Raw genomic sequence first — 22,186 nt, forward strand, 5'->3', positions numbered from 1 at the left:
CACGGGCCTTCAAAAGCAAAACGCGCGTCATCACGCGCGCTTGGGGGCAGGCTCGTGCAGCGGACTTCCGACTCGATGCTAGCACTTGTTTTTTTGCGCGATAACCCCGCAAAAACCTGCTGCATAGCAGCATTTTGCGCGACGTTCGCCGCGAAGCGCGCCGGCTCGCAGACGCTGGACGTACAATGCGCGCCATTGTCGACCTGTTGCCGCCCACTGCCTTGAAGAAGTCCGATTTCAACTACGACCTGCCGGCTGAACTGATCGCGCAGGCTCCCCTGGCCGAACGTTCCGCAAGCCGCCTGCTGCTGGTGCCTCCGGCGCCCGATGCCTTCACCGATCTGCAGGTGCGCGACCTGCCGTCGCTGCTGCAGCCGGGCGACCTGCTGGTGTTCAACGACACCCGGGTGATCCCGGCGCGCCTGTTCGGGCAGAAGGCCAGTGGCGGCCGCGTCGAGATCCTGATCGAGCGCCTGCTCGGCGCCCAGCAGGCACGCGCGCAGGTCGGCGCCAGCAAGTCGCCGAAGGCCGGCAGCCGCATTGCGCTGGATGCCGGTGGTGAAGCCGAGGTGCTGGGTCGTGACGGCGAGTTCTACGTGCTGCAGTTCCATGTGCCCGAGTCGCTGGAGCAGTGGTTGCTGCACGCCGGCCGCCTGCCGCTGCCGCCCTATATCCAGCGCGAGCCGGGCGTGGACGACCGCGAGCGCTACCAGACCGTGTTCGCGCGTGAAGTGGGCGCGGTGGCTGCGCCGACCGCCGGCCTGCATTTCGACGAGCCGTTGCTGGCCGCGCTGAAGGAAAAGGGCGTGGACTTCGGCCACGTCACCCTGCACGTGGGGGCGGGCACCTTCCAGCCGGTGCGTGCCGATGACCTGAAGGACCACGTGATGCACCGCGAGTGGCTGAACGTCGGTGCCGAACTGGTGCAGCAGGTGCGGCGCACGCGCGCCGCCGGCGGCCGGGTGATCGGCGTCGGCACCACCGTGGTGCGCGCGCTGGAAAGCGCGATGCGCGATGGTGAGCTGTTGCCGTTCGCGGGTGAAACGCAGATCTTCATCACCCCGGGCTACCGCATCCGCAGCGTCGACGCGATGGTGACCAACTTCCACCTGCCGGAAAGCACGCTTCTGATGATGATTTCCGCGTTCGCCGGCAAGGAGCGCGTGTTCGAGGCTTACCAGCACGCGATCGAGCAGCGCTACCGCTTCTTCAGCTACGGCGACGCGATGCTGCTGTTCCCGCAGGCGGGGTAGGGCACCTGCATCCGGTTGTGGTGGGTGCGCACCGTTGGTGCGCACTTGCCGGAACCTGGGTGGCAGGAAAGCCACGCATGGCATGGCTCTACTGCCGGTCCGTTCAGGCCTGAATGGGCGGTCGCCCTGGTTTTGGGAGACAATGGGCGACTATTTGCCTGAATGACCGCTCCATGTCCCGACTGCAGTTCCAGCTCAAGACCCGCGACGGCCGTGCCCGCCGTGGCCGCCTGACCTTCCCGCGTGGCACGGTGGAAACGCCGGCCTTCATGCCGGTGGGAACCTATGGCTCGGTCAAGGGCATCCTGCCGGACCAGGTGCGTGCGCTGGGCGCCGAGATCATCCTCGGCAATACCTTCCACCTGTACCTGCGGCCGGGCCTGGACATCATCGCCGACCACGGCGGCCTGCACGGCTTCTGCCGCTGGGATGGCCCGATCCTGACGGACTCCGGTGGCTTCCAGGTGTTCTCGCTGGCTCACCGCCGCAAGATCACCGAGCAGGGCGTGACCTTCGCCTCGCCGACCGACGGCGCCCGGGTGTTCCTGGGCCCGGAAGAGAGCATGAAGATCCAGAAGGTGCTCGATTCAGACGTGGTGATGATCTTCGACGAGTGCACCCCGTACCCGGCCACCGAGGATGTCGCCCGCCGTTCGATGGAGCTGAGCCTGCGCTGGGCGCAGCGCAGCCGCAACGCGCATGACGAGCTGGGCAACGACGCGGCCCTGTTCGGCATCGTCCAGGGCGGGGTGCACACCGACCTGCGCAGCCGCTCGGCCGAGGCCCTGCAGGCGATCGGCTTCGACGGCTACGCCATCGGCGGCCTGGCCGTGGGCGAGCCGGAGCACGAGCGCAACGCCATGCTCGACCACCTGGACCCGGAACTGCCGGGCGACCGCCCGCGCTACCTGATGGGCGTGGGCCGGCCGGAGGACCTGGTCGAGGGTGTCGCACGTGGCGTGGACATGTTCGACTGCGTGATGCCCACCCGCAACGCCCGCAACGGCCACTATTTCACCTCGTTCGGCACCGTCCGCATCCGCAACTCCCAGTACGCGCGCGACATGGACCCGATCGAGCCGGGCTGCGGCTGCGTGGCCTGCACCGGCGGCTACACCCGGTCCTATCTGCGCCACCTGGACCGCTGCAACGAGATGCTGGCGCCGATGCTGGGCACCCTGCACAACCTGTTCTATTACGAAAAGCTCATGGCCGACATCCGTGCGGCGATCGAGGCGGGAACCTTCCTGGCCTTCCGTGAGTCTTTCTACGCGGCACGCGGGGCGGTAGCACCGCCCCTGTAACCCGAACACCCCCTGCCAAACGGCCCAAGGACGAACGCCCGGGGCCGTGGCATACTTCAAGGCTGACCCAGATCCGCGGTCGACACCCCGTGCCCGTGAAAGGGCCGGAGCGCCGCCCAACCAAAGGACCAACGATGAACCTGCTTGCCTTCCTGATTCCCGCCGCCCACGCCCAGGCCGCCGGCGGCCAACCGCAGGGCATGGGCCTGACCACGCTGCTGTTCCCGATCATCCTGATCGCCATCATGTACTTCCTGATGATCCGCCCGCAGATGAAGCGGCAGAAGGAGCACAAGTCCATGCTGGAGAAGATCAAGCGTGGTGACGAAGTGCTGACCAACGGTGGCATCGCCGGCAAGGTCACCGACATCGGCGACAACTTCATCACCATCGAAGTGGCCGAGAACGTGCGCATCCGCGTGCAGAAGGGCGCTGTCGGCAGCGTGCTGCCGACCGGCACCCTGGATTCGGCCAAGTAAGCCACTCCCTTTCCGAAGCACAACCGCGGCGCCGGGGATGGCGCCGCGCGGGACCCAAGCAATGCTCGAATTTCCACGCTGGAAGTACGTCGTCATCCTGATCGTACTGGCGCTCAGTGCGCTGTACGCGCTGCCCAACATCTACCAGAAGGACCCGGCCCTCCAGATCACCGCCAACCGTGGCGGCCAGATCGACGATGCGCTGCGCGACCGTGTGCTGGCCGACCTGAAGACGGCCGGTATCACCACCATCGGTGTCGAGAAGGAAGGGGAGAGCCTGATCGTCCGCCTGCCGGACCTGAAGGCGCAGTCCGCTGCCAGCGACGCCCTGCGTGACACCGTCGGCGAGAAGTACACCGTGGCCCTGAACCTGGCCTCGACCGTGCCGGACTGGCTGGCCAAACTCGGTGGCCGCCCGATGGTGCTGGGCCTGGACCTGCAGGGCGGCGTGCACTTCGTGCTGCAGGTCGACCAGAAGGCCGCCCTCGACAAGCGCCTGGACGCCTACACCGAAGACGTGCGCAGCACCCTGCGTGACGCGCGCATCGCCTACCAGTCGGTGGAACGCCGCGCTGACAACAGCATCGTCGCCAACCTGAGCCCGTCCGCCGGCGATGACGCCGCGCAGCGTGCGCGTACCGCCCTGGTCAAGGCGCAGCCGACCCTCGGCTACGACGTCAGCGGCAACCGCATCACGGTGACCGTGCCGGATACCGAGATCGCGCAGATCTCCAATGGCGCCATCGAGCAGAACATCAACACCCTGCGCAACCGCGTGAACCAGCTCGGCGTGGCCGAGCCGATCATCCAACGCCAGGGTGCCGACCGGGTGGTCGTGCAGCTGCCGGGCGTGCAGGACACTGCCGAAGCCAAGCGCATGATCGGCGCCACTGCCACCCTGGAATACCGTGCGGTGGTTGAAGGCAACGCGCAGGACGCCATCACCGCCGGCCGCATCCCGCCGGAAGCGAAGGTCTACCAGCGTCGTGACGGCGGTGGTCCGATCCTGCTGAACAAGCGCGTGATCGTCACCGGTGACCAGATGGTCGGCGCGCAGGCCGTGACCGATTCGAACAGTGGCTCCCCGGCCGTCAGCGTGACGCTGAACAACGTCGGTGGCCAGCGCATGTTCGACTTCACCAGCGCCAACGTGAACAAGCCGATGGCGGTGGTCTACACCGAGCGCGTGCCGACCGTGACCGTCGTCGACGGCCAGGAAGTGCGTGGCTTCAAGGTCAACGAGGAAGTGATCTCGGTGGCCAACATCAACGGCGTGTTCGGCAAGAACTTCCAGACCACCGGCCTGCAGAAGAAGGAAGCCGAGGACCTGGCCAAGCTGCTGAAGTCGGGCTCGCTGGCCGCGCCGATGGACTTCGTCGAAGAGCGCGTGGTCGGCCCGAGCCTGGGTGCCGAGAACGTCAAGAACGGTATGCGCGCGGTGGTGTTCGCGTTCCTGTTCACCCTGGTGTTCTTCAGCGTCTACTACCGCATGTTCGGTGTGATCACCTCGATCGCGATGCTGTTCAACCTGCTGATCGTGGTGGCGGTGATGTCGCTGTTCGGCGCGACCATGACCCTGCCGGGCTTCGCTGGCCTGGCGTTGTCGGTCGGCCTGTCGGTGGACGCCAACGTGCTGATCAACGAGCGTATCCGTGAGGAGCTGCGTGCCGGCGTGCCGGGCAAGACCGCGATCGTGACCGGTTACGAGCGTGCCTCGGGCACCATCCTCGACGCCAACCTGACCGGCCTGATCGTCGGTGTGGCGCTGTTCGCATTCGGTACCGGTCCGCTGAAGGGCTTCGCGCTGACCATGATCATCGGTATTTTCGCCTCCATGTTCACCGCGATCACCGTGTCGCGTGCGCTGGCGACGCTGATCTACGGCCGCCGCAAGAAGCTCCAGAACGTGGCCATCTGACGGGACGACACGCACATGAAACTGTTTCCGCTGCACATCCTCCCGAACGACACCAAGATCGACTTCATGCGCTGGCGCCATGTCGCGATGGTCGTCACGGTCATCGTGTTCCTGGCCTCGGTCGCCATCATCGGCGTCAAGGGCTTCAACTACGCCCTGGACTTCACCGGCGGCACCCTGATCGAAGCCCGCTTCGACAAGGCCGTGGACGTCGAGCAGGTCCGCACCAAGCTCGAGCAGAGCGGCTTTGAGGGCGCGCAGGTGCAGAGCGTCGGTGGCAACACCGACCTGCTGATCCGCCTGGCCCCGCATGGCGAGCACGCTGCCGGTACCGGCGACGCCGCGCACGAGGACAAGGCCACCGCCGCCGCCGTGGTAAAGGCACTGTCCACCGCCGACAATCAGGCCACCGTGCTCCGCAACGAGTTCGTGGGTCCGCAGATCGGCAAGGACCTGGCGATGAATGGCCTGTATGCCACCATCTTCATGCTGGCCGGCTTCCTGATCTACATCGCGGTGCGCTTCGAATGGAAGTTCGCGGTCACCGCCAGCATCGTGGCGATGTTCGACCTGATCGTGACGGTGGCTTACGTGTCCCTGCTGGGCCGTGAGTTCGACCTGACCGTGCTGGCCGGCCTGCTGTCGGTGATGGGCTTTGCGATCAACGATCTGATCGTGGTCTTCGACCGCGTCCGTGAGAACTTCCGCAGCCTGCGCGTGGACTCGATGGAAGTGCTGAACCGTTCGATCAACCAGACGCTGTCGCGTACGGTGATCACCGCGGTGATGTTCTTCCTGTCGGCACTTGCCCTGTACATGTACGGCGGCAGCTCGATGGAAGGCCTGGCCGAGACGCACATGATCGGTGCGGTGATCGTGGTGCTGTCCTCGATCCTGGTGGCGGTGCCGATGCTGACGATCGGTTTCCTGCGCGTCAGCAAGCAGGACCTGCTGCCGAAGGCCAAGGACGTCGAGGCCCTGGCCCGTCGCCCGTAAGCATTCGCGCTGCACGCAACACACAGAGAACCCCGCGCAAGCGGGGTTTTTTGTTGGCAGGGCTTGCAGCCCTGCACCTGCGGTAGTGCCGGCCGCTGGCCGGCAGCAACAGCAACAGCAACAGCGTGCATTCCGTGGGATGGCGGGGCGGTGCCGGAGTGCGGGGACGCCGCAAGTACGTCCCTGTAGGCTTGGCAGCCGCATCCATGCGGCTGACACCCCGCACTCCGACACCGCCCCACCTCTGACAGATTCCTGCGGCAGTTGGTAGGTGTCGACCTTGGTCGACACATCGGTCAGATATCGAGCAATCCAGATGGGGTCAGATCCGTTTTCCAGAGGAAAACGGATCTGACCCCAAGAACTGTCCTGACAGATCGCGGAAAACTGTCGAAGGCGGGGTGGGTCCGGTTGCGGGGGTGTCCGCGGCATGGATGCCGCGGCCAAGCCCCCATGGATGGGTTCACGGCGTCCCCCGCAACCGGACCCACCCCGCCGATCCTCAGGAATCCAGCTTTTGACGTTGCTTCCGCCCTGGCCGTTGCTTCGGCCGGTGCAGGGTGCAACCCTGCAAAACAAACTCCACCCTACGCCGCCGTCGGTTGTGCATTCGTGCCCCGCGCACTACGATCCTGCGGTTCGCGCGCGCAGGCGCGCACCCGTATTCCTGCTGAGCGCCCCGTGCGCCGCATCTGCCAACCCGAGGTATCCATGGTCATCAAACCGCGCGTCCGCGGCTTCATCTGCGTCACCACCCACCCGACCGGCTGCGAGGCCGCGGTCAAGCAGCAGATCGACTACATCCGCGCGCGCCCGCCGATCCAGAACGGCCCGAAGCGCGTGCTGGTGATCGGCGCCTCCACCGGCTACGGCCTGGCTGCACGCATCACTGCCGCCTTCGGCAGCGGCGCCGCTACCCTCGGCATCTTCTTCGAACGCCCGGGCAGCGAGACCAAGCCGGGTACTGCGGGTTGGTACAACTCGGCTGCGTTCCACAAGTACGCCGAGGAAGCCGGCCTGTACGCCAAGAGCATCAACGGCGATGCCTTCTCCGATGAAGTGAAGGCGAAGACCATCGAAATGATCAAGGCCGATCTCGGCCAGGTCGACCAGGTCGTCTACAGCCTGGCGGCGCCGCGCCGCAAGCACCCGAAGACCGGCGAGATCATCAGCTCCACGCTGAAGCCGATCGGCGAGCCGATCACCCTGCGTGGCCTGGATACCGACAAGGAAGTGCTGACCGAGACCCACCTGCAGCCGGCGACCCCGGAAGAAATCGCCGGCACCGTCGCGGTGATGGGGGGCGAGGACTGGCAGATGTGGATCGATGCGCTGGCCGATGCCGGCGTGCTGGCCAACGGCTGCACCACCACTGCCTTCACCTACGTGGGCGAAGAGATCACCCAGGCGATCTACTGGAATGGCTCGATCGGTGCCGCCAAGAAGGACCTGGACACCAAGGTGCTGGGCCTGCGCGAGAAGCTGGCCAGGATCGGCGGCGACGCACGCGTATCGGTGCTGAAGGCGGTAGTCACCCAGGCCAGCTCGGCGATTCCGACCATGCCGCTGTACCTGTCGCTGCTGTTCAAGGTGATGAAGGAAAAGGGCACTCACGAAGGCTGCATTGAACAGCTCGACGTGCTGTACGACATCCTCTACGGCGGCAAGGCCGAGGGCGTGGCGGTCGATCGCCTGCGTCACGATCTGGTTGACGGCGAGGGCCATACCGTCGCGCTGGTCGACGAGGAAGGCCGCCTGCGTGCCGACTACAAGGAAATGGCTGCGGACGTGCAGGGCAAGGTGGTGGCGCTGTGGCCGCAGGTCACCAACGAGAACCTGTACGAGATCAGCGACCTGGCCGGCTACAAGGCTGACTTCCTGCGCCTGTTCGGCTTTGGCGTGGAAGGCGTCGACTACGAGGCCGACGTCAATCCGGACGTGAAGATCGAAAATCTGGTCGACATGACCTGATCAACGAAAAGGCCGGCGAATGCCGGCCTTCTCGTTTGGTAGTGCCGGCCGCTGGCCGGCAACCCCGGGTACCAGAGGCTGCCGGCCAGCGGCCGGCACTACCCTCGGTCACCCGAACTCGAAGCCCATCTCCGGCAGCGCGGGGCCGACGAAGTCGCCCTGCACGTAATCCACGCCGGCACTGAACAGCAGCGTCATCGAATTGGCATCGCTGACGAACTCGGCAATGGTGCGGATGCCGGCTTCCTGCGCGCGCGCGGTGATCTGGCTGATGCGGTCGATGTTCTCACGCGTGGCCGCCAGGTCGCTGGTGAAACCGCGGTCCAGCTTGAGGAACTGCGGCTGGAAGTGGGCCAGCAGCTGGAACGAATCCAGTCCCGAACCGAACTGCTCCAGGCCGATGCGGCAGCCCAGCGGTGCCACTTCGGCAAGGAACTGCTGCGCACTGCGCAGGTGGGTGAATACCTTCGCCTCCGGCGCATGCAGCCAAAGCCGTTCGCCGGGCACGCCCTGTGCCTGCAGTTCGCGGCGCAGGGTGGCGATCATCTGCGGATCGTCGAACGACTCCGGCGTCACCTTCACCAGCACCTGGGTGGCGTTGCCTTCGCGTGCGCGCTGGCCAAGCACCGCGATGGCCTGCGAAACCACCCAGCGGTTGATGTCGGCCAGCAGGCCGTGTTCCTCGGCGATGCCCAGGAACGCGGTCGGGCTCAGCAGCTCGCCGTTGTTCTCCAGGCGCAGGTAGGCCTCGTACAGCTCCAGCGGCTCGCCCTGCAGGTTCAGCACCGGCTGGTAGTGCAGCTGGAAGCCGTCGCCGGCCAGCGCCTCGCGGATGCGCGCAACCCAGCGCTGCACACGTTCCTCCTCGACGCGGTCGGCGGCAGCCGGGTCGAAGATGCGGCAGGTGTTGCCCAGCTCCGCGGCGGCCTGGGTGCACTCGCTGGCGCGCGCCAGCACCTGGCCGATGCTGGCGATCTTCTCGCCCACCTGCACGCCACCGATGCTGACCGTCACCGTGGCCGAGCGTGCGCCGATGCTGAAGACGTGTGCCGCGTAGGCTTCGCGGATGCGCTCGGCCAGCGCCACGGTCTGCGCGTAGGGCCCGGCCTGCAGTACAGCGAAATTGTGCTCGCCGAAGCGGGCCAGCTGTGCGTCCTCGCCGACCACCTCGGCCAGCAGGCCAGCGAGCGCGCCGATCAGGGTGTCGGCCGACGCCAGGCCGATGTCCGGCAGCAGGCGCGCGTAGTGGTCCGGCTCGATCAGCAGCAGGCCGAACTGGCCCTCGCTGCGCCCGGCCTGGGCCACCGCGCTTTCCAGCTGCAGCATGAAAGTCGGGCGATTGAGCAGGCCGGTGACCTGGTCGCGCTGACGCAGGTCCTCGACCTCGCGTGCCAGCTCGGGGTCGAATTCCATGCGACGGCGGAGCACCACCTGCAGGCAGGACTCGCCCTCATATGTGGCAGCGGCAAACTCCATGGTCGCCGGGAACGCACTGCCGTCCTCGTGGCGCGCGTCGAGCTGGTACTGCGGCGGCGGCGCCTCGCCACGGCTGAGGCCCTTCAGCAGCTGCTTGAAGCCCTCCACGTGCTGGGCGGCGACCATGTCCAGCAGCGAAATGCCTTCGATGTCGTCGAAATGCTCGTAGCCGAACATCTCCAGGTAGGCGTCGTTGGCGCGGATGTGCATGCCTTCATGCACGTAGGCGATGGGGTCGCGCGAGGAGGCGATCAGCGCGTCGCAGCGGCGCTCGGTCTCGCGCATCTGCGCCTCGATGCGGCGCAGGCCGCGACGCGCCTGCAGGTCCACCCACTGGTCGCGGACCACGGCGAGCAGGTGCTCGGGGCGCTGGCGCAGGGCGAGGGCGCGGATGCCATGGCTGCTGGCCTGCACCAGTTCGTCCTCGTCGATGCGCTCGGCCAGCAGCACCAGCGGGATGTCCTTGCCGCTGGCGGCGATGTGCTGGGCCGCCAGCTGCAGCGGGATGCCCTGCGAAGGCGAGGCCAGCACCAGGTCGATGGCCTGGCTGGTCAGCACCTGGGCCAGCTCAGCCGCGTCCTGCGGGCGCCACGGGCGTACCGCGATGCCGCTGTTGCGCAGGGTGCTGACGATGGCTTCGGCATTCTCGCCGCTGTCATCGACGATCAGCAGGCGGATGGTGATGTCGTTCGCGTTCTGCATGCACTGCTCCCCAATCTGCGAATCTAGATACACGATGCGCGGCGAACCGTCCATGCGCGCACCCCTTGCGCGCGTCGAACGGCGAAGTGGTTCACACCACGCCGCCCGCTGCATGGCCGCTGGCCCAGGCCCATTGGAAGTTGTAGCCGCCCAGCCAGCCGGTCACGTCCAGCACCTCGCCAACGAAGTGCAGGCCGGGTACGCGCTTGGATTCCATCGTCGAGGATGACACTTCGGCGGTGTCCACGCCGCCCAGGGTGACCTCGGCGGTGCGGTAGCCTTCGGTGCCGCTGGCCACCAGCGGGAATGCGCCCAGCAGCTGCGCGGCCTGGCGCAGCACCGGCTCGTCCAGCTGGCGCACCGGGCGGTCGGGCAGCCAGTGCTCGCACAGGCGCTGCGCCAGCCGCTTCGGCAGTACCTCGCCCAGTACCGTGCGCAGCTCGGCGGCGGGCCGGTCGCGCTTCATCTGGCGCAGCCACTCGCCCGCATCCTGGCCCGGCAGCAGGTCCAGCTCCAGCGCATCGCCGGGCTGCCAGAACGAAGAGATCTGCAGGATGGCCGGGCCGCTCACGCCACGGTGGGTCAGCAGCATGAAGTTCTGGAAACTCTTTCCGTTGCAGCGCGCCTCGATCGGCAGTGCGACGCCGCTGAGGTCGGCCAGCCGCTCCTGGTGCTTGCCGCTGAGGGTCAGCGGCACCAGGCCGGCGCGGGTCGGCAGGACCTGGTGGCCGAACTGGCGGGCCACTTCATAGCCAAAGCCGCTGGCACCCATGCTGGGAATCGACAGGCCACCGCTGGCAACCACCAGCGAGGCGCAATGGAACTGGCCCTGCGTGGTGTGCACCCGGAAACCATCGCTGCCGTGCTCGATGCGCTGCACGCTGCAGTCGGTACGGATCTGCACGCCCGCCGCCTGGCATTCGTCCACCAGCATCTTCACGATCTGCTTGGACGAGACATCGCAGAACAGCTGCCCCAGTTCCTTTTCGTGATAGGCGATGCCGTGCTTGTGCACCAGCTCGATGAAGTGCCAGGGCGTGTAGCGGGCCAGCGCCGACTTGCAGAAGTGCGGGTTGGCCGACAGGAAGTTGGCCGGGGTGGTGCCGGTGTTGGTGAAATTGCAGCGGCCACCGCCGGACATCAGGATCTTCTTGCCGACCTTGTTGGCATGGTCGATCACCTGCACCTGGCGGCCGCGCTGGCCGGCAGTGATCGCGGTCATCAGCCCGGCCGCGCCGGCACCAATGACCACCACATCGCAGCGGATGGTGCTCATGCCTTGGCGCGCTTGCGCCAGTTCGGGATCACGTCGAGCTGGATCTGGTCGTTGAGCAGCTGCACTTCGCCGTCCTGGATCAGCACGCTCCAGCGCATGGCACGCTGGATCTGCTGGCCCCACTGTTCAACGAAGGCACCGTCGAGGTCGACCACCGAGAGATTGTCGAAGCGCGCCAGGCCCTTGCCCTGCTTGCCCCACCAGATCTCCGAGGCGTTGCCGCCGTAGTTGACCACCTGCACCTGGCGGCTGCGGTTGCTGGCCTTGCGGATGCGCGATTCGTCCGGATGGCCCAGGTCGATCCACTGCAGGATGTCGCCGGTGTAGTCGTGTTCCCACAGATCGGGTTCGTCATCGGTGCTCAGGCCGCGGCCGAACTCCAGGCGGTCGCCGGCGTTCAGCGCGAAGGCGAGCAGGCGCACCATCAGGCGCTCGTCGGTCTCGGACGGATGCTGGGCCAGGGTCAGGTTGTGGGTCGCGTAGTAGCCGCGATCCATGTCGCTGATCTGCAGTTCGGCCTTGCGGATGGTGGCGGTAAGAGCCATGGGGGATCCGTGGACTAAAGACGACAATGATAGAGGTTTGCTCCAGGGGTGTCCGTTGCCGGGCTGTCTGCACAGCGTCAACGGTGGCACTCTTGCGCTCTTTTCCGTGGCCGGAGTGGACGCCATGACCTTGCCCAGCCGCCTGCAGCTGCCGCCCGGCCACTGGCCCAGCCTGCTCGATGGCTTGTGCGCGCGTTTCCCGCGCATCGACCGCGTGCAATGGCAGGACCGTTTCGCCCGTGGCCGCGTGCAGGATGCGCAGGGCAGGGCAGGGCACTGGCGCCGGACATGCCCTGGCAGGTGGGGCTGGAAATCCAGTACTTCCGCGAGGTGGCCGACGAGCCGGTGATCCCCTTCACCGAAACCCTCGTCCATCTGGATGCGCACCTGCTGGTCGCCGACAAGCCGCACTTCCTGCCGGTGACACCCGCGGGTGGGCATGTGCGCGAGACGCTGCTGGCGCGGCTGGTCGCCCGCACCGGCAATGCCGATCTGGTGCCGCTGCACCGGCTGGATCGGCTGACGGCCGGGTTGGTGCTGTTCTCGACCCAGCGTGCGTCGCGCGATGCTTACCAGCGCCTGTTCCGTGAGCGGCGCATCGAAAAGACCTATGAGGCCCTGGCACCAGCGCTGCCCGCGCGGGAGTTCCCGTTGCAGCGGGACAGCCGCCTGGTGCCGGGCGAGCCGTTCTTCCGCATGGCCGAAGTGTCCGGCGAGCCCAATGCGCGCAGCCGGATCGAGCTGATCGAGGCCGAAGGGCCGATCTGGCGCTACCGGCTGCTGCCGGAGACCGGCCGCAAGCATCAGTTGCGCGTGCACTTGGCGATGCTGGGGGCGCCGATCGTGGGTGACGATCTGTACCCGCAGCTTCGGCAGCGTCCGCCGAACGTCGCCGAGGCGCCGCTGCAGCTGCTGGCGCGGGCCCTGGCCTTCGACGACCCATTGAGCGGCGAACGACGGGTGTTCAGCAGCGGCCGCAGCCTGAGCCTGCCGACCGGGGGCGGCTAGGCGTTCAGCGGGCCGGGCGTCGCGCCAGCCAGCGGTCCAGCTCGGCGGCGAACAGCTGCCGGTCACGGGGTCCCAGCGGCGGCGGTCCACCGGTCTGGACCCCGGCGCCGCGCAGTTCCTCCATGAAATTACGCATCGACAGCCGCTCGGCCATGTTGTTAGGTGTGTACAACTGGCCGCGCGGGTTCAGCGCGACGGCATTCTTCTCCAGCACCAGCGCGGCCAGCGGGATGTCCTGGGTGACCACCAGGTCGCCCGCGGCGACCCGCTCGACGATGGCGCTGTCGGCCACGTCCAGCCCCTGCGGCACCTGGATCGAGCGCAGCCAGCGCGAGGGCGGGGTACGGATCCACTGGTTGGCGACCAGGGTCAGTTCGATCCCGACCCGTTCAGCTGCGCGGAACAGGATGTCGCGAATGACGGTGGGACAGGCGTCGGCATCCACCCAGATGCGGGGGGAGGCGTGTTCAGCGGGGGTTTCAGCTTCAGTCATTTACCCAGTGTAGGGTAGGAAAAACCTGAATGGGGACTCGGAGTTAGGCGCGAAAGGCTGCCAACCCTTGTCACGCCTAGCGGGTGACGTATTCCCATGAACGTCGGGACTATCGCTTTTTGCAGAAAACACGCGTATCGTGCGACCCACTGTGTTTGCTAGGGTCACCGTGAATCGTGGCCTGGTGCAGTTGATCTCACGATCCGCTCATCGATCCGCTTTACCAACGCCTGCAACTCAGTCTCGGCCCCGATACCCGGTGGCTGCGATTTTTTTCAACATGTGTTTCAGGAGTTAGTAAAATGTCTGAACGTCAGACCGGCACCGTCAAGTGGTTCAACGACGCCAAGGGCTTCGGCTTCATCACCCCGGAAAGCGGCCCGGACCTGTTCGTGCACTTCCGCGCGATCCAGGGCACCGGCTTCAAGACCCTGCAGGAAGGCCAGAAGGTTACCTTCATCGCCGTCCAGGGTCAGAAGGGTATGCAGGCTGACCAGGTGCAGGCGGTCTAATCCGTCTGCTACCGTTGGGTAGCCAAAACGCCGGAAGCGAAAGCTTCCGGCGTTTTTTATTGCCCGCCGTTCTGTAGAGTCGAGCATGGCGCGACTCTACAAAGGACATGCAGCCGGCGCGGTACGATGCGCGTCTCCCCAAGGGATCACCCCCATGCGCATCGTCCACCACCTGGAAAACTCCCGTTCGCTGCGCGTGCTGTGGATGCTGGAGGAGCTGGGGTTGGACTACGAACTGCGCCGCTATCCGCGGGATCCGAAGACGCTGCTGGCGCCGCCGGAACTGCGCAACGTGCATCCGCTCGGCAAGTCGCCGGTACTGCAGGATGGTGAGCTGGTACTGGCCGAGTCCGGCGCGATCCTCGACTACCTCGCTGACCGTTACGACACGCAACGCCAGCTGTCGCCGTCACCGATGCCGGCCGACGGGGCCGAACGCATCGCTTATCGTTACTGGCTGCACTACGCCGAAGGCTCGGCGATGCCGCCGTTGCTGCTGACCCTGGTGATGGGCCGCATCCGCAACGCGCCGATGCCGTTCTTCGCGCGCCCGATCGCACGCAGCATTGCCGACAAGGCCGAGCGCGGCTTCATCGGTCCACAGCGGCGGCTGCACCTGGAGTGGATGGAGCGCCGTCTGGCCGAAAGCCCGTGGTTCGCCGGCGAGCGCTTCAGTGCGGCCGACATCCAGATGAGCTTCCCGATCCAGGCCGCTGCCGCGCGTGGCGGTGGTCTCGACGACAAGCCGGCGCTGCGCGGCTTCCTCAAGCGTATCGGTGAGCGCCCGGCCTACCAGCGTGCCGAGGCCCACGGCGGCCACCTGCAGGCGCTCAGCGGCAATTGAGGCGGGCGGCCGTCGCCCCCATCTTCAGCACCATGCATACCGACAGCCCCCGTTTCGACAACCGCCTGCTGCATACCCTCCCGGGCGACCCCGAGTCCGGCCCGCGTCGCCGCGACGTGCTGGGCGCGGCCTGGTCACCGGTGATGCCGACCCCGGTGGCGGCGCCCACGCTGCTGGCCTGGTCGCCGGAGGTGGCCACGCTGCTGGGTTTCGATGCCGCTGACGTCGAGAGCGAAGGTTTCGCGCGTGTATTCGGTGGCAACGCACTGTATGCAGGCATGCAGCCATGGGCCGCCAACTACGGTGGCCATCAGTTCGGCCACTGGGCCGGGCAGCTCGGCGACGGCCGCGCGATCTCGCTGGGCGAGCTGGTCGCACCGGATGGCCGCCACTGGGAGCTGCAGCTGAAGGGGGCCGGACCGACGCCGTATTCACGCGGCGCCGATGGGCGCGCAGTGCTGCGCTCGTCGATCCGCGAATTCCTGTGCAGCGAGGCGATGCACCACCTGGGTGTGCCAACAACCCGCGCGTTGTCGCTGGTCGGTACCGGCGAGGACGTCGTGCGTGACATGTTCTATGACGGCCACCCGCGTGCCGAGCCTGGTGCCATCGTGTGCCGGGTCTCGCCGTCGTTCCTGCGTTTCGGTTCGTTTGAACTGCCGGCCTCGCGCGGTGAAACCGCCCTGCTGCAACAGCTGGTGGACACCTGCATCGCCCGTGATTTCCCCGAGCTGGAGGGTCAGGGCGAGGCGCTGTACGGCGACTGGTTTGCGCAGGTCGCGGTGCGCACCGCCGAGATGATCGCGCACTGGATGCGCGTCGGCTTCGTGCATGGCGTGATGAACACCGACAACCTGTCCGTGCTCGGCCTGACGCTGGATTACGGCCCCTATGGCTGGGTCGAGGACTTCGATCCGGACTGGACACCGAACACCACCGACGCACAAGGTCGTCGCTACCGCTTCGGTACCCAGCCGCAGGTGGCGTACTGGAACCTGAGCCGACTGGCGCAGGCGTTGTCGCCATTGTTTGCCGATGTCGCACCGCTGCAGGCGGGCCTGGCGGCGTACCAGTCCACCTTCGTGGCCTGCACGCGCCGCGACGCTGCAGCGAAGCTGGGGCTGGGTGCGGCCGACGATGACGACCTGCAGCTCTACCAGCGCTGGCAGCAGCTGATGCAGGAGGGTGCGATGGACATGACCCTGGCCTGGCGCGCGCTGATGCGTATCGATCCGGCGGCACCGGATGCAGCGCTGCTGGACGCGGTGTACTACGACCAGGCGCGCCAGCAGGCGGTGCAGGCGCCGTTGCAGCACTGGCTGCAGGATTACGCGGCGCGCCTGCGCCGCGATCCGCTGTCGGCCAGCGAACGCCAGGCGAAGATGGCCGCGGCCAATCCGCTGTATGTGTTGCGCAACTGGCTGGCGCAGGAAGCCATCGATCGTGCAGAGCAGGGCGACCTCGATGGCGTTCACGCACTGCAGGACGTGCTGCGCGACCCGTACACCGAGCGCGCCGGGCTGGAGCACTTCGCCGGCAAGCGCCCGGCGTGGGCGGACAATCGGGCCGGTTGCTCGATGCTGTCCTGCAGCTCCTGAGGGTGGGTTTCGGCAGGGCTGCGCCCTGCACCCGCAGAGGCCAGGTCAACGACCAGAGCAAAAGCTGGATTCCGTGGTTTGGCGGGGCGGTGTCGGAGTGCGGGGACGCCGCAAGTACGTCCCTGTAGGCTTGGCAGCCGCATCCATGCGGCTGACACCCCGCACTCCGACACCACCCCACCTCCGACAGATTCCCGCTGCTGTGGGTGGGTGTCGACCTTGGTCGACACGGTAGATCCACGCCATGCGTGGATGCTTTTCGTTCAATTCTCGAAATATTTGATTTCGATAGAGACCCATCCACGCATGGCGTGGATCTACGACAGATCGCAGAAAACTGTCGAAGGCGGGGTGGGTCCGGTTGCGGGGGCGTGAGCCGCATGGATGCGGCGACCGAGCCTACATGGATGTATTTACGGCGTCCCCCGCAACCGGACCCACCCCGCCATCCCTCAGGAAACCTGCTCTTGCCGTTGCCGTTGCCTTGGCTTGAAGCCTCTGCAGGCGCCGGGCGCAGCCCGGCAGACACCCCCCATCAGGCAGGCGGCGCCCGGAACAGGTACCCTATGCCGCCATCAGATAGCCAATGTGACATGACCGACGCCATCGTCGCTCCGCAGTGGGCCTCCCGCCTGCGCGACATCGCCGACTTCCCCAAGCCCGGCATCCTGTTCAAGGACATCATGCCGCTGCTCGCCCACGGCGAGGACTTCCGCGGCGCGATCACCGCGATGGCCGACCGCTGGCGCGACCAGAAGCTGGACGCAGTGGTCGGCATCGAATCGCGTGGGTTCATCCTCGGTGCCGCGATGGCGCTGGAGCTGGGCGTGGGCTTCGTGCCGGTGCGCAAGCCGGGCAAGCTGCCGGGCCAGGTGCTGCGCGAGGAATACACGCTGGAATACCGCAGCGACTGCATCGAAGTGCATGCCGATGCGCTGCCGGCCGGTGCCCGCGTCGCGATCATCGATGACGTGCTGGCCACCGGCGGCACGCTGGTCGCTGCGCTGTCGCTGGTGCGCCGCCTGGGCGTTGAGGTGGTCGGTGCCGGCGTGCTGGTCGAGCTCGACGGCCTCGGCGGCCGCGCCCGCTGGGAAGCGGAACTGCCGCTGCATACCGAACTGGTGTTCTGATCGAAGGGCGGGTGCCAACCAAGGTTGGCATCTACCAGAGCGAATGGCCGGGAGCCGGTGGTTGCCAACCTTGGTTGGCATCGCCTTTCGCAACCGACGCCATGGACGGGCCAGCCAAGGTTGGCCGCTACCAGGCCAGGTCGTTGCCAGCCGTGGCTGGCAACGCTGCTTCAATCACATCATCCGCACGCGGAAACGACGGCCCTTGATCTTGCCGGCTTCCAGTTTCGCCACGGCCTTGTTGGCCTGCTCACGCGCGATCGCCACATAGGAGCGGGTCGGGAAGATCGCGATCTTGCCGATGAACTTGCTCGACAGCCCGGCGTCGCCGGTCAGTGCGCCGAGGATGTCGCCCGGGCGCAGCTTGTCGGTCTTGCCGCCGTCGATGCGCAGGGTGCGCATCGCCGCCTGCGGCAGCTCGGCCGGGCGCGAGGTCGCCAGCGGCGTCTTCTGCCAGTCCAGCGGCTGCCCCATCTGCGCTTCGATGGCTTCGGCGCGGGTCTTCTCGCGGCCGGCCACCAGGCTGATCGCCAGGCCACTGGCACCGGCACGACCGGTACGGCCGACGCGGTGCTGGTAGCTCTCCACATCGGTCGGCAGCTCGTAGTTGATCACCGCCGCCAGCTCTTCCACGTCCAGGCCGCGTGCGGCGACGTCGCTGGCCACCAGCACGTTGCAGCTGCGGTTGGCCAGCAGCAACAGCACTTCCTCGCGGTCGCGCTGTTCCATGTCGCCATGCAGGGCCAGTGCCGAGAAGCCGAACTGCTGCAGCGAGTTGGCCACTTCGTCCACGTCCTTGCGGGTGTTGCAGAACACCACCGCCGATTCCGGCGTGTACTTCAGCAGCAGGCCAGCCAGCGCCTTCTGGCGGTGCGCCGGTTCCACCTCGCAGAACAGATGGCGGATGGCCGGGGCCTGGTCGGCACCCTCCACGGTCACTTCCACTGCGTCGCGCAGCAGGTCACGCGCCATGGCGCGGATGCTGTCGGGGAAGGTGGCGGAGAACAGCAGGCTCTGGCGATCCTTGTGGGTGCGGCCGGCGATCTCGCGGATCGGCTCTTCGAAGCCCATGTCGAGCATGCGGTCGGCCTCATCCAGCACCAGCGTGCGCACCGCGCCCAGGTTCAGCGCGCGCTTGCGTGCCAGTTCCTGCACGCGGCCGGGCGTGCCGACCACCACATGCGGATCGTGGCCTTCCAGCGACGCCAGCTGCGGGCCCAGCGGCACGCCGCCAACCAGCAGCAGCAGCTTCAGGTTGGGAATGCCGGTGGCCAGCTTGCGGATCTGCTTGCCGACCTGGTCGGCCAGTTCGCGGGTCGGGCACAGCACCAGCGCCTGCACGCGGATCAGGCTGGGGTCGATGGCCTGCAGCAGGCCCAGGCCGAAGGCGGCGGTCTTGCCGCTGCCGGTCGGCGCCTGTGCGATCACATCGCGGCCATCGAGGATGGCCGGCAGGCTCTGCGCCTGCACGGGGGTGAGGGTGGTGTAGCCGAGGGCATCCAGGCCGGGCTGCAGGGCCGGGCTCAGCGGCAGGGTCGAGAAGTCAGTCATGGCGCATTGTACCCGTCCGGAAGGCTGGTCCCCTCGGCCTTTTTCACCCGCTCAGGGCGTGCGATCCAGTAGATCCACGCCATGCGTGGATGACACTGTCCATCCTTCAGTGCAGCCCGAGGGCCACCAGCCGTACGGCCATCGCCTGCAGCTGCTCCTGGGTGGCCGGTTTTCCGGCGACCCGGGGTTCCAGCAGCAGCTGATGGAACCACGGGTTGGCGTGCCGCGTGTCGAAGTCGAACGAACAGGTTGCCTGCTCGCCCATCTCCGCCTGCACGATCCCGATCAGCATGTCTTCGGCTTCATCGACATTGCCTGGCCCGTAGCGGTCATCCAGCAGGCGCAAGGGGATCTGCAGCAGGGCGGCGGAGGCGGGCATGCCTCAAGTCTAGCGGCCCATGTCGGGCCTGCGCAGGAGAAGGTTCAGGCCGAGTCAACATGGAACTGAACCAGGCCACAGTGCAGGCACTCGAACATATAGAAGCCGATATCTGCACCGGGCGTGTAGTCGCTGGCCAGATCCCACCAGGCCGCCTCGTCGGCGTCGTTGATCGCGCACCATGCCGCGATGCTCGCTGCCGAGGCCTGAGTCACCTGCTCCAGGGTGGCGTCGCCCAGGAATCGGCAGACATCGCTGCAATGTGCCAGCCACGTTTCCCCCTGGAAACTGGCATAGCCCGGCGTGCGCAGGGACAGCTCTTCCAGCGCGGCTTCAGGGACGCTTTCGTCGATATCCAGGCGGCAGGCAAACGCCACATGCAACGCCGACGCGGCGCGGCCATCGGCAATGCACCAAGGGCAGATCTGCTCTGAGTAATCTACGCGCCCTGCGTGGATGGCATCGTGCAGATACACATACCCACGCGCCTGCTGGCAGACCCTGCAGGTGGTAGTGGAGGGCGCCACGTTGCCCGTCGCAACCGGGTCCGGATGGTAACGGAAGCTCGGAAGGTGATGGATGGTCATGTCGTCCGTGTCGACCAGCGCAGGGTGCGTTCTTTTACGATCTGCGGATGGATTCGGCAAGCGGGGAGTGGCGATCAGCCAAGCACCGCCAACACACCCTGATGGGTCGCCAGGCCACCGAACAGCAGCCAGGCGAACAGGATCAGCGCCAGCAGCAGCGGCTTCAGCCCGGCCTGGCGCAGCGCCGAGACGTGGGTGGTCAGGCCCAGCGCGGCCATCGCCATCGCCAGCAGCACGGTATCCAGCTGCACCAGCCCCGCCTGCAGGCCGGCCGGCAGCAGGTGCAGCGAGTTGAACCCGGCCACCGCCACGAAACCGAACGCGAACCACGGCACCACGATGCGCGCCTTGCTGCCATCGGCACTGGCCTTGCCGCCACGCGCCAGCCACAGCGACAGCGCGACCAGGAACGGCGCCAGCAGCATCACCCGCACCATCTTGGTGATCACCGCGGTATCGGCCGCCGTTTCGTTGACCGCGCGGCCGGCCGCCACCACCTGTGCCACTTCATGCACCGTCGCACCGGTGAACAGGCCGTACTGCTGCGCGTCCATCGCCAGCCAGCCGTGCGATTGCACCAGCGCATACAAGGCGGGGTACAGGAACATCGCCAGCGTGCCGAACACCACTACCGTAGAGACCGCGACGGTGACCTGCGCAGCGCGGCCGCGCACCACCGGTTCGGCGGCCATCACCGCCGCCGCGCCGCAGATCGCACTGCCGGCGCCGATCAGCATGGCCGCTTCGCGCTCCATCTTGAACACGCGCATGCCCAGCCAGCAGGCCAGGCCGAAGGTGCTGGCGACCACCAATACGTCCATCAGCACGCCTGTGACGCCGACATGGCCGATGTCCTGGAAGGTCAGGCGCAGGCCGTACAGCACGATGCCGGCGCGCAGCAGCCAGTGCTTGGAGAAGCCGACACCGGCCGCGCTGCTCGGTGCCAGCCGCGGGTAGAAGGTGTTGCCGACCACGATGCCGGCGACGATGGCCACGGTCAGCGCGCTCAGGCCGTGCGCCTGAAGCCAGGGAAGCTCGGCCAGGTACAGCGACGCCGCGGCGATCAGGCCCACCAGCAGCAGGCCGGGCAGGCGCGGCTGCCAGCGTTGGCGCAGGGCGGGCAGGGACCAGGAGGAGAGAGCGGGGGCGTTCATGGCAAGGGTAGGGCTGGAGTGATAGGGCAAGCGTGCACCTGGGACGATGACCTGTAAAACGAATAATATGGGTGAAACCTACCCATCAAGAAGGTAAGCGCCATGCGCCTGACCTTGCGCCAGTTGCAGGTCTTCGTCGCTATCGCCGACCACGGCAGCACCACTGCCGCCGGCCAGGCCATCGCCCTCTCGCAGTCGGCCAGCAGCGCCGCCCTGCAGGAGCTGGAGGCGCACTTCGGCACGCCGTTGTTCGACCGCATCGGTCGCCGCCTGGCCCTGAACGGCCACGGCCGCGCGCTGCTGGAACCGGCGCGCACGTTGCTGGTCAATGCTGCCGACCTGGAGCGGCAGCTGGCCGCTGGCGGCGACCCGTCGCAGGGTGCACCGCTGCGGCTGGTGCTGGCGGCCAGTACCACCATCGGCAACTACCTGTTGCCGCCGCGCATCGCCGATCTGCTGCGGCAGGCGCCGCAGGCCGAAGTCGACCTGCGCATCGACAACAGTGCCGGCGTGGTTGCCGCCGTGCAGCGCCTGGACGTCGACGCCGGCCTGATCGAAGGCCCGTGCCATGAACGTGGCCTGCAGGTGACCGCCTGGCAGCAGGATCCTCTGGTGATCGTCGGCGCCGCCGACGCTGCCGCGCGCTGGTCGCTGGACGAACTGCGCCGCGCCCGCTGGCTGCTGCGCGAGCCCGGCTCCGGCACCCGCGAAGCCGTGGAGCAGGCGCTGTTGCCGCACCTGCGCGGCTTCGCCCAGACCCTGCAGCTGGGCAATACCGAAGCGATCAAGCAGGCCGCCATCGCCGGCCTCGGCCTGGCCTGCCTCTCCCGCCACGCGCTGGAAGAGCCCCTGGCCCTCGGCCGCCTGCGCGTGTTGGAGACCCCGCTGCCCGCCCTGCAGCGCACCCTGTGGCTGGTACGCCACCCCGGCAAGCAATGGCTGCCGGGGTTGCAGGCGTTGCTGGGGGAGGTGGGGTAAGCCATCAGATTCCCAGTCGATTCCCTCCATCG

Annotated in this window: 19 protein-coding genes and 1 pseudogene; 12 read left to right on the forward strand and 8 right to left on the reverse strand. The window is 67.1% G+C overall.

Going from position 1 to position 22,186, the window contains the following annotated elements; all coding sequences use genetic code 11:
* Window positions 1–185: 185 nt before the first annotated feature.
* From queA to fabV, 6 genes are all read left to right on the forward strand, one after another.
* Window positions 186–1,253: a tRNA preQ1(34) S-adenosylmethionine ribosyltransferase-isomerase QueA gene (gene queA, locus DFO63_RS21230; protein ID WP_119007830.1), complete on the forward strand. Its 1,068-nt coding sequence runs from the start codon at window positions 186–188 to the stop codon at window positions 1,251–1,253.
* Window positions 1,254–1,426: 173 nt separating this feature from the next.
* Window positions 1,427–2,557, forward strand: coding sequence for a tRNA guanosine(34) transglycosylase Tgt (gene tgt, locus DFO63_RS21235; protein ID WP_006434331.1), 1,131 nt, complete (start codon window positions 1,427–1,429; stop codon window positions 2,555–2,557).
* A gap of 134 nt (window positions 2,558–2,691) precedes the next feature.
* Window positions 2,692–3,036, forward strand: a complete 345-nt coding sequence (gene yajC, locus DFO63_RS21240) for a preprotein translocase subunit YajC (protein WP_014036867.1) — start codon at window positions 2,692–2,694, stop codon at window positions 3,034–3,036.
* 61 nt (window positions 3,037–3,097) lie between these two features.
* Window positions 3,098–4,954 (forward strand): protein translocase subunit SecD, encoded by a 1,857-nt coding sequence (secD, locus tag DFO63_RS21245; protein WP_049442810.1) that lies wholly within the window; start codon window positions 3,098–3,100, stop codon window positions 4,952–4,954.
* 15 nt (window positions 4,955–4,969) lie between these two features.
* Window positions 4,970–5,950 carry a protein translocase subunit SecF gene (gene secF, locus DFO63_RS21250; protein WP_101765305.1) on the forward strand — a complete coding sequence of 327 codons (981 nt, stop codon included), beginning with the start codon at window positions 4,970–4,972 and terminating at the stop codon, window positions 5,948–5,950.
* Window positions 5,951–6,661: 711 nt separating this feature from the next.
* Entirely contained in the window at window positions 6,662–7,921 is a 1,260-nt protein-coding gene (fabV, locus tag DFO63_RS21260) for an enoyl-ACP reductase FabV (RefSeq protein WP_101765306.1), read from the forward strand.
* A 108-nt stretch (window positions 7,922–8,029) separates the two neighbouring features.
* Here the strand turns inward: fabV and DFO63_RS21265 are convergent, their stop codons facing one another.
* The 3 genes from DFO63_RS21265 to DFO63_RS21275 form a co-directional block, all read right to left on the reverse strand.
* Window positions 8,030–10,099, reverse strand: coding sequence for an EAL domain-containing protein (locus tag DFO63_RS21265; protein ID WP_042359143.1), 2,070 nt, complete (start codon window positions 10,097–10,099; stop codon window positions 8,030–8,032).
* A 91-nt stretch (window positions 10,100–10,190) separates the two neighbouring features.
* Entirely contained in the window at window positions 10,191–11,375 is a 1,185-nt protein-coding gene (locus DFO63_RS21270) for an NAD(P)/FAD-dependent oxidoreductase (protein ID WP_049442808.1), read from the reverse strand.
* Window positions 11,372–11,920: a YaeQ family protein gene (locus DFO63_RS21275; protein ID WP_049442807.1), complete on the reverse strand. Its 549-nt coding sequence runs from the start codon at window positions 11,918–11,920 to the stop codon at window positions 11,372–11,374. Before DFO63_RS21275 ends, DFO63_RS21270 begins: the two co-directional genes overlap by 4 nt.
* Before the next feature lie 124 nt (window positions 11,921–12,044).
* Here DFO63_RS21275 and DFO63_RS21280 point away from each other — a divergent pair.
* Window positions 12,045–12,928, forward strand: a pseudogene (locus DFO63_RS21280) (pseudouridine synthase).
* Between the two features lie 4 nt (window positions 12,929–12,932).
* Here the strand turns inward: DFO63_RS21280 and DFO63_RS21285 are convergent.
* The gene (locus tag DFO63_RS21285) at window positions 12,933–13,421 is read right to left on the reverse strand and encodes a YaiI/YqxD family protein (RefSeq protein WP_119007832.1); all 489 of its coding nucleotides are present in this window, start codon (window positions 13,419–13,421) and stop codon (window positions 12,933–12,935) included.
* A 302-nt stretch (window positions 13,422–13,723) separates the two neighbouring features.
* On the opposite strand from DFO63_RS21285, the gene DFO63_RS21290 reads away from it, so the two are divergent.
* The 4 genes from DFO63_RS21290 (at window position 13,724) to DFO63_RS21305 (ending at window position 17,505) form a co-directional block, all read left to right on the forward strand.
* The gene (locus DFO63_RS21290) at window positions 13,724–13,933 is read left to right on the forward strand and encodes a cold-shock protein (RefSeq protein WP_005416210.1); all 210 of its coding nucleotides are present in this window, start codon (window positions 13,724–13,726) and stop codon (window positions 13,931–13,933) included.
* Between the two features lie 154 nt (window positions 13,934–14,087).
* Window positions 14,088–14,777 carry a glutathione S-transferase gene (locus tag DFO63_RS21295; RefSeq protein ID WP_049442804.1) on the forward strand — a complete coding sequence of 230 codons (690 nt, stop codon included), beginning with the start codon at window positions 14,088–14,090 and terminating at the stop codon, window positions 14,775–14,777.
* A 32-nt stretch (window positions 14,778–14,809) separates the two neighbouring features.
* Entirely contained in the window at window positions 14,810–16,375 is a 1,566-nt protein-coding gene (locus tag DFO63_RS21300; protein WP_119007833.1) for a YdiU family protein, read from the forward strand.
* A gap of 593 nt (window positions 16,376–16,968) precedes the next feature.
* Window positions 16,969–17,505: an adenine phosphoribosyltransferase gene (locus tag DFO63_RS21305; protein WP_014036878.1), complete on the forward strand. Its 537-nt coding sequence runs from the start codon at window positions 16,969–16,971 to the stop codon at window positions 17,503–17,505.
* A 174-nt stretch (window positions 17,506–17,679) separates the two neighbouring features.
* Here DFO63_RS21305 and dbpA read toward each other — a convergent pair whose 3' ends face one another.
* The 4 genes from dbpA to DFO63_RS21325 all read right to left on the reverse strand — a co-directional run bounded on the left by dbpA (window position 17,680) and on the right by DFO63_RS21325 (window position 21,176).
* The gene (dbpA, locus tag DFO63_RS21310; protein WP_049442802.1) at window positions 17,680–19,056 is read right to left on the reverse strand and encodes an ATP-dependent RNA helicase DbpA; all 1,377 of its coding nucleotides are present in this window, start codon (window positions 19,054–19,056) and stop codon (window positions 17,680–17,682) included.
* A gap of 106 nt (window positions 19,057–19,162) precedes the next feature.
* Complete coding sequence (locus DFO63_RS21315) at window positions 19,163–19,435, reverse strand: hypothetical protein (protein WP_014036880.1); 273 nt, start codon at window positions 19,433–19,435, stop codon at window positions 19,163–19,165.
* A 44-nt stretch (window positions 19,436–19,479) separates the two neighbouring features.
* Complete coding sequence (locus DFO63_RS21320) at window positions 19,480–20,082, reverse strand: CbrC family protein (protein ID WP_147416513.1); 603 nt, start codon at window positions 20,080–20,082, stop codon at window positions 19,480–19,482.
* A 14-nt stretch (window positions 20,083–20,096) separates the two neighbouring features.
* Window positions 20,097–21,176 (reverse strand): YeiH family protein, encoded by a 1,080-nt coding sequence (locus DFO63_RS21325; protein WP_119007834.1) that lies wholly within the window; start codon window positions 21,174–21,176, stop codon window positions 20,097–20,099.
* 102 nt (window positions 21,177–21,278) lie between these two features.
* Between DFO63_RS21325 and DFO63_RS21330 the strand changes: the two genes are divergently transcribed.
* Window positions 21,279–22,154 (forward strand): LysR substrate-binding domain-containing protein, encoded by an 876-nt coding sequence (locus DFO63_RS21330; RefSeq protein WP_049442799.1) that lies wholly within the window; start codon window positions 21,279–21,281, stop codon window positions 22,152–22,154.
* Window positions 22,155–22,186 lie beyond the last annotated feature (32 nt).

This window comes from Stenotrophomonas sp. AG209 (genome assembly GCF_003550055.1).
Taxonomy (GTDB): domain Bacteria; phylum Pseudomonadota; class Gammaproteobacteria; order Xanthomonadales; family Xanthomonadaceae; genus Stenotrophomonas.

What these genes read in the sequence shown, in the direction of transcription:
- queA (WP_119007830.1), top strand. Translation starts at nt 186, where the DNA reads ATGCGCGCCATTGTCGACCTGTTGCCGCCCACTGCCTTGAAGAAGTCC.
- tgt (WP_006434331.1), top strand. Translation starts at nt 1,427, where the DNA reads ATGTCCCGACTGCAGTTCCAGCTCAAGACCCGCGACGGCCGTGCCCGC.
- yajC (WP_014036867.1), top strand. Translation starts at nt 2,692, where the DNA reads ATGAACCTGCTTGCCTTCCTGATTCCCGCCGCCCACGCCCAGGCCGCC.
- secD (WP_049442810.1), top strand. Translation starts at nt 3,098, where the DNA reads ATGCTCGAATTTCCACGCTGGAAGTACGTCGTCATCCTGATCGTACTG.
- secF (WP_101765305.1), top strand. Translation starts at nt 4,970, where the DNA reads ATGAAACTGTTTCCGCTGCACATCCTCCCGAACGACACCAAGATCGAC.
- fabV (WP_101765306.1), top strand. Translation starts at nt 6,662, where the DNA reads ATGGTCATCAAACCGCGCGTCCGCGGCTTCATCTGCGTCACCACCCAC.
- DFO63_RS21265 (WP_042359143.1), bottom strand. Translation starts at nt 10,099, where the DNA reads ATGCAGAACGCGAACGACATCACCATCCGCCTGCTGATCGTCGATGAC.
- DFO63_RS21270 (WP_049442808.1), bottom strand. Translation starts at nt 11,375, where the DNA reads ATGAGCACCATCCGCTGCGATGTGGTGGTCATTGGTGCCGGCGCGGCC.
- DFO63_RS21275 (WP_049442807.1), bottom strand. Translation starts at nt 11,920, where the DNA reads ATGGCTCTTACCGCCACCATCCGCAAGGCCGAACTGCAGATCAGCGAC.
- DFO63_RS21285 (WP_119007832.1), bottom strand. Translation starts at nt 13,421, where the DNA reads ATGACTGAAGCTGAAACCCCCGCTGAACACGCCTCCCCCCGCATCTGG.
- DFO63_RS21290 (WP_005416210.1), top strand. Translation starts at nt 13,724, where the DNA reads ATGTCTGAACGTCAGACCGGCACCGTCAAGTGGTTCAACGACGCCAAG.
- DFO63_RS21295 (WP_049442804.1), top strand. Translation starts at nt 14,088, where the DNA reads ATGCGCATCGTCCACCACCTGGAAAACTCCCGTTCGCTGCGCGTGCTG.
- DFO63_RS21300 (WP_119007833.1), top strand. Translation starts at nt 14,810, where the DNA reads ATGCATACCGACAGCCCCCGTTTCGACAACCGCCTGCTGCATACCCTC.
- DFO63_RS21305 (WP_014036878.1), top strand. Translation starts at nt 16,969, where the DNA reads ATGACCGACGCCATCGTCGCTCCGCAGTGGGCCTCCCGCCTGCGCGAC.
- dbpA (WP_049442802.1), bottom strand. Translation starts at nt 19,056, where the DNA reads ATGACTGACTTCTCGACCCTGCCGCTGAGCCCGGCCCTGCAGCCCGGC.
- DFO63_RS21315 (WP_014036880.1), bottom strand. Translation starts at nt 19,435, where the DNA reads ATGCCCGCCTCCGCCGCCCTGCTGCAGATCCCCTTGCGCCTGCTGGAT.
- DFO63_RS21325 (WP_119007834.1), bottom strand. Translation starts at nt 21,176, where the DNA reads ATGAACGCCCCCGCTCTCTCCTCCTGGTCCCTGCCCGCCCTGCGCCAA.
- DFO63_RS21330 (WP_049442799.1), top strand. Translation starts at nt 21,279, where the DNA reads ATGCGCCTGACCTTGCGCCAGTTGCAGGTCTTCGTCGCTATCGCCGAC.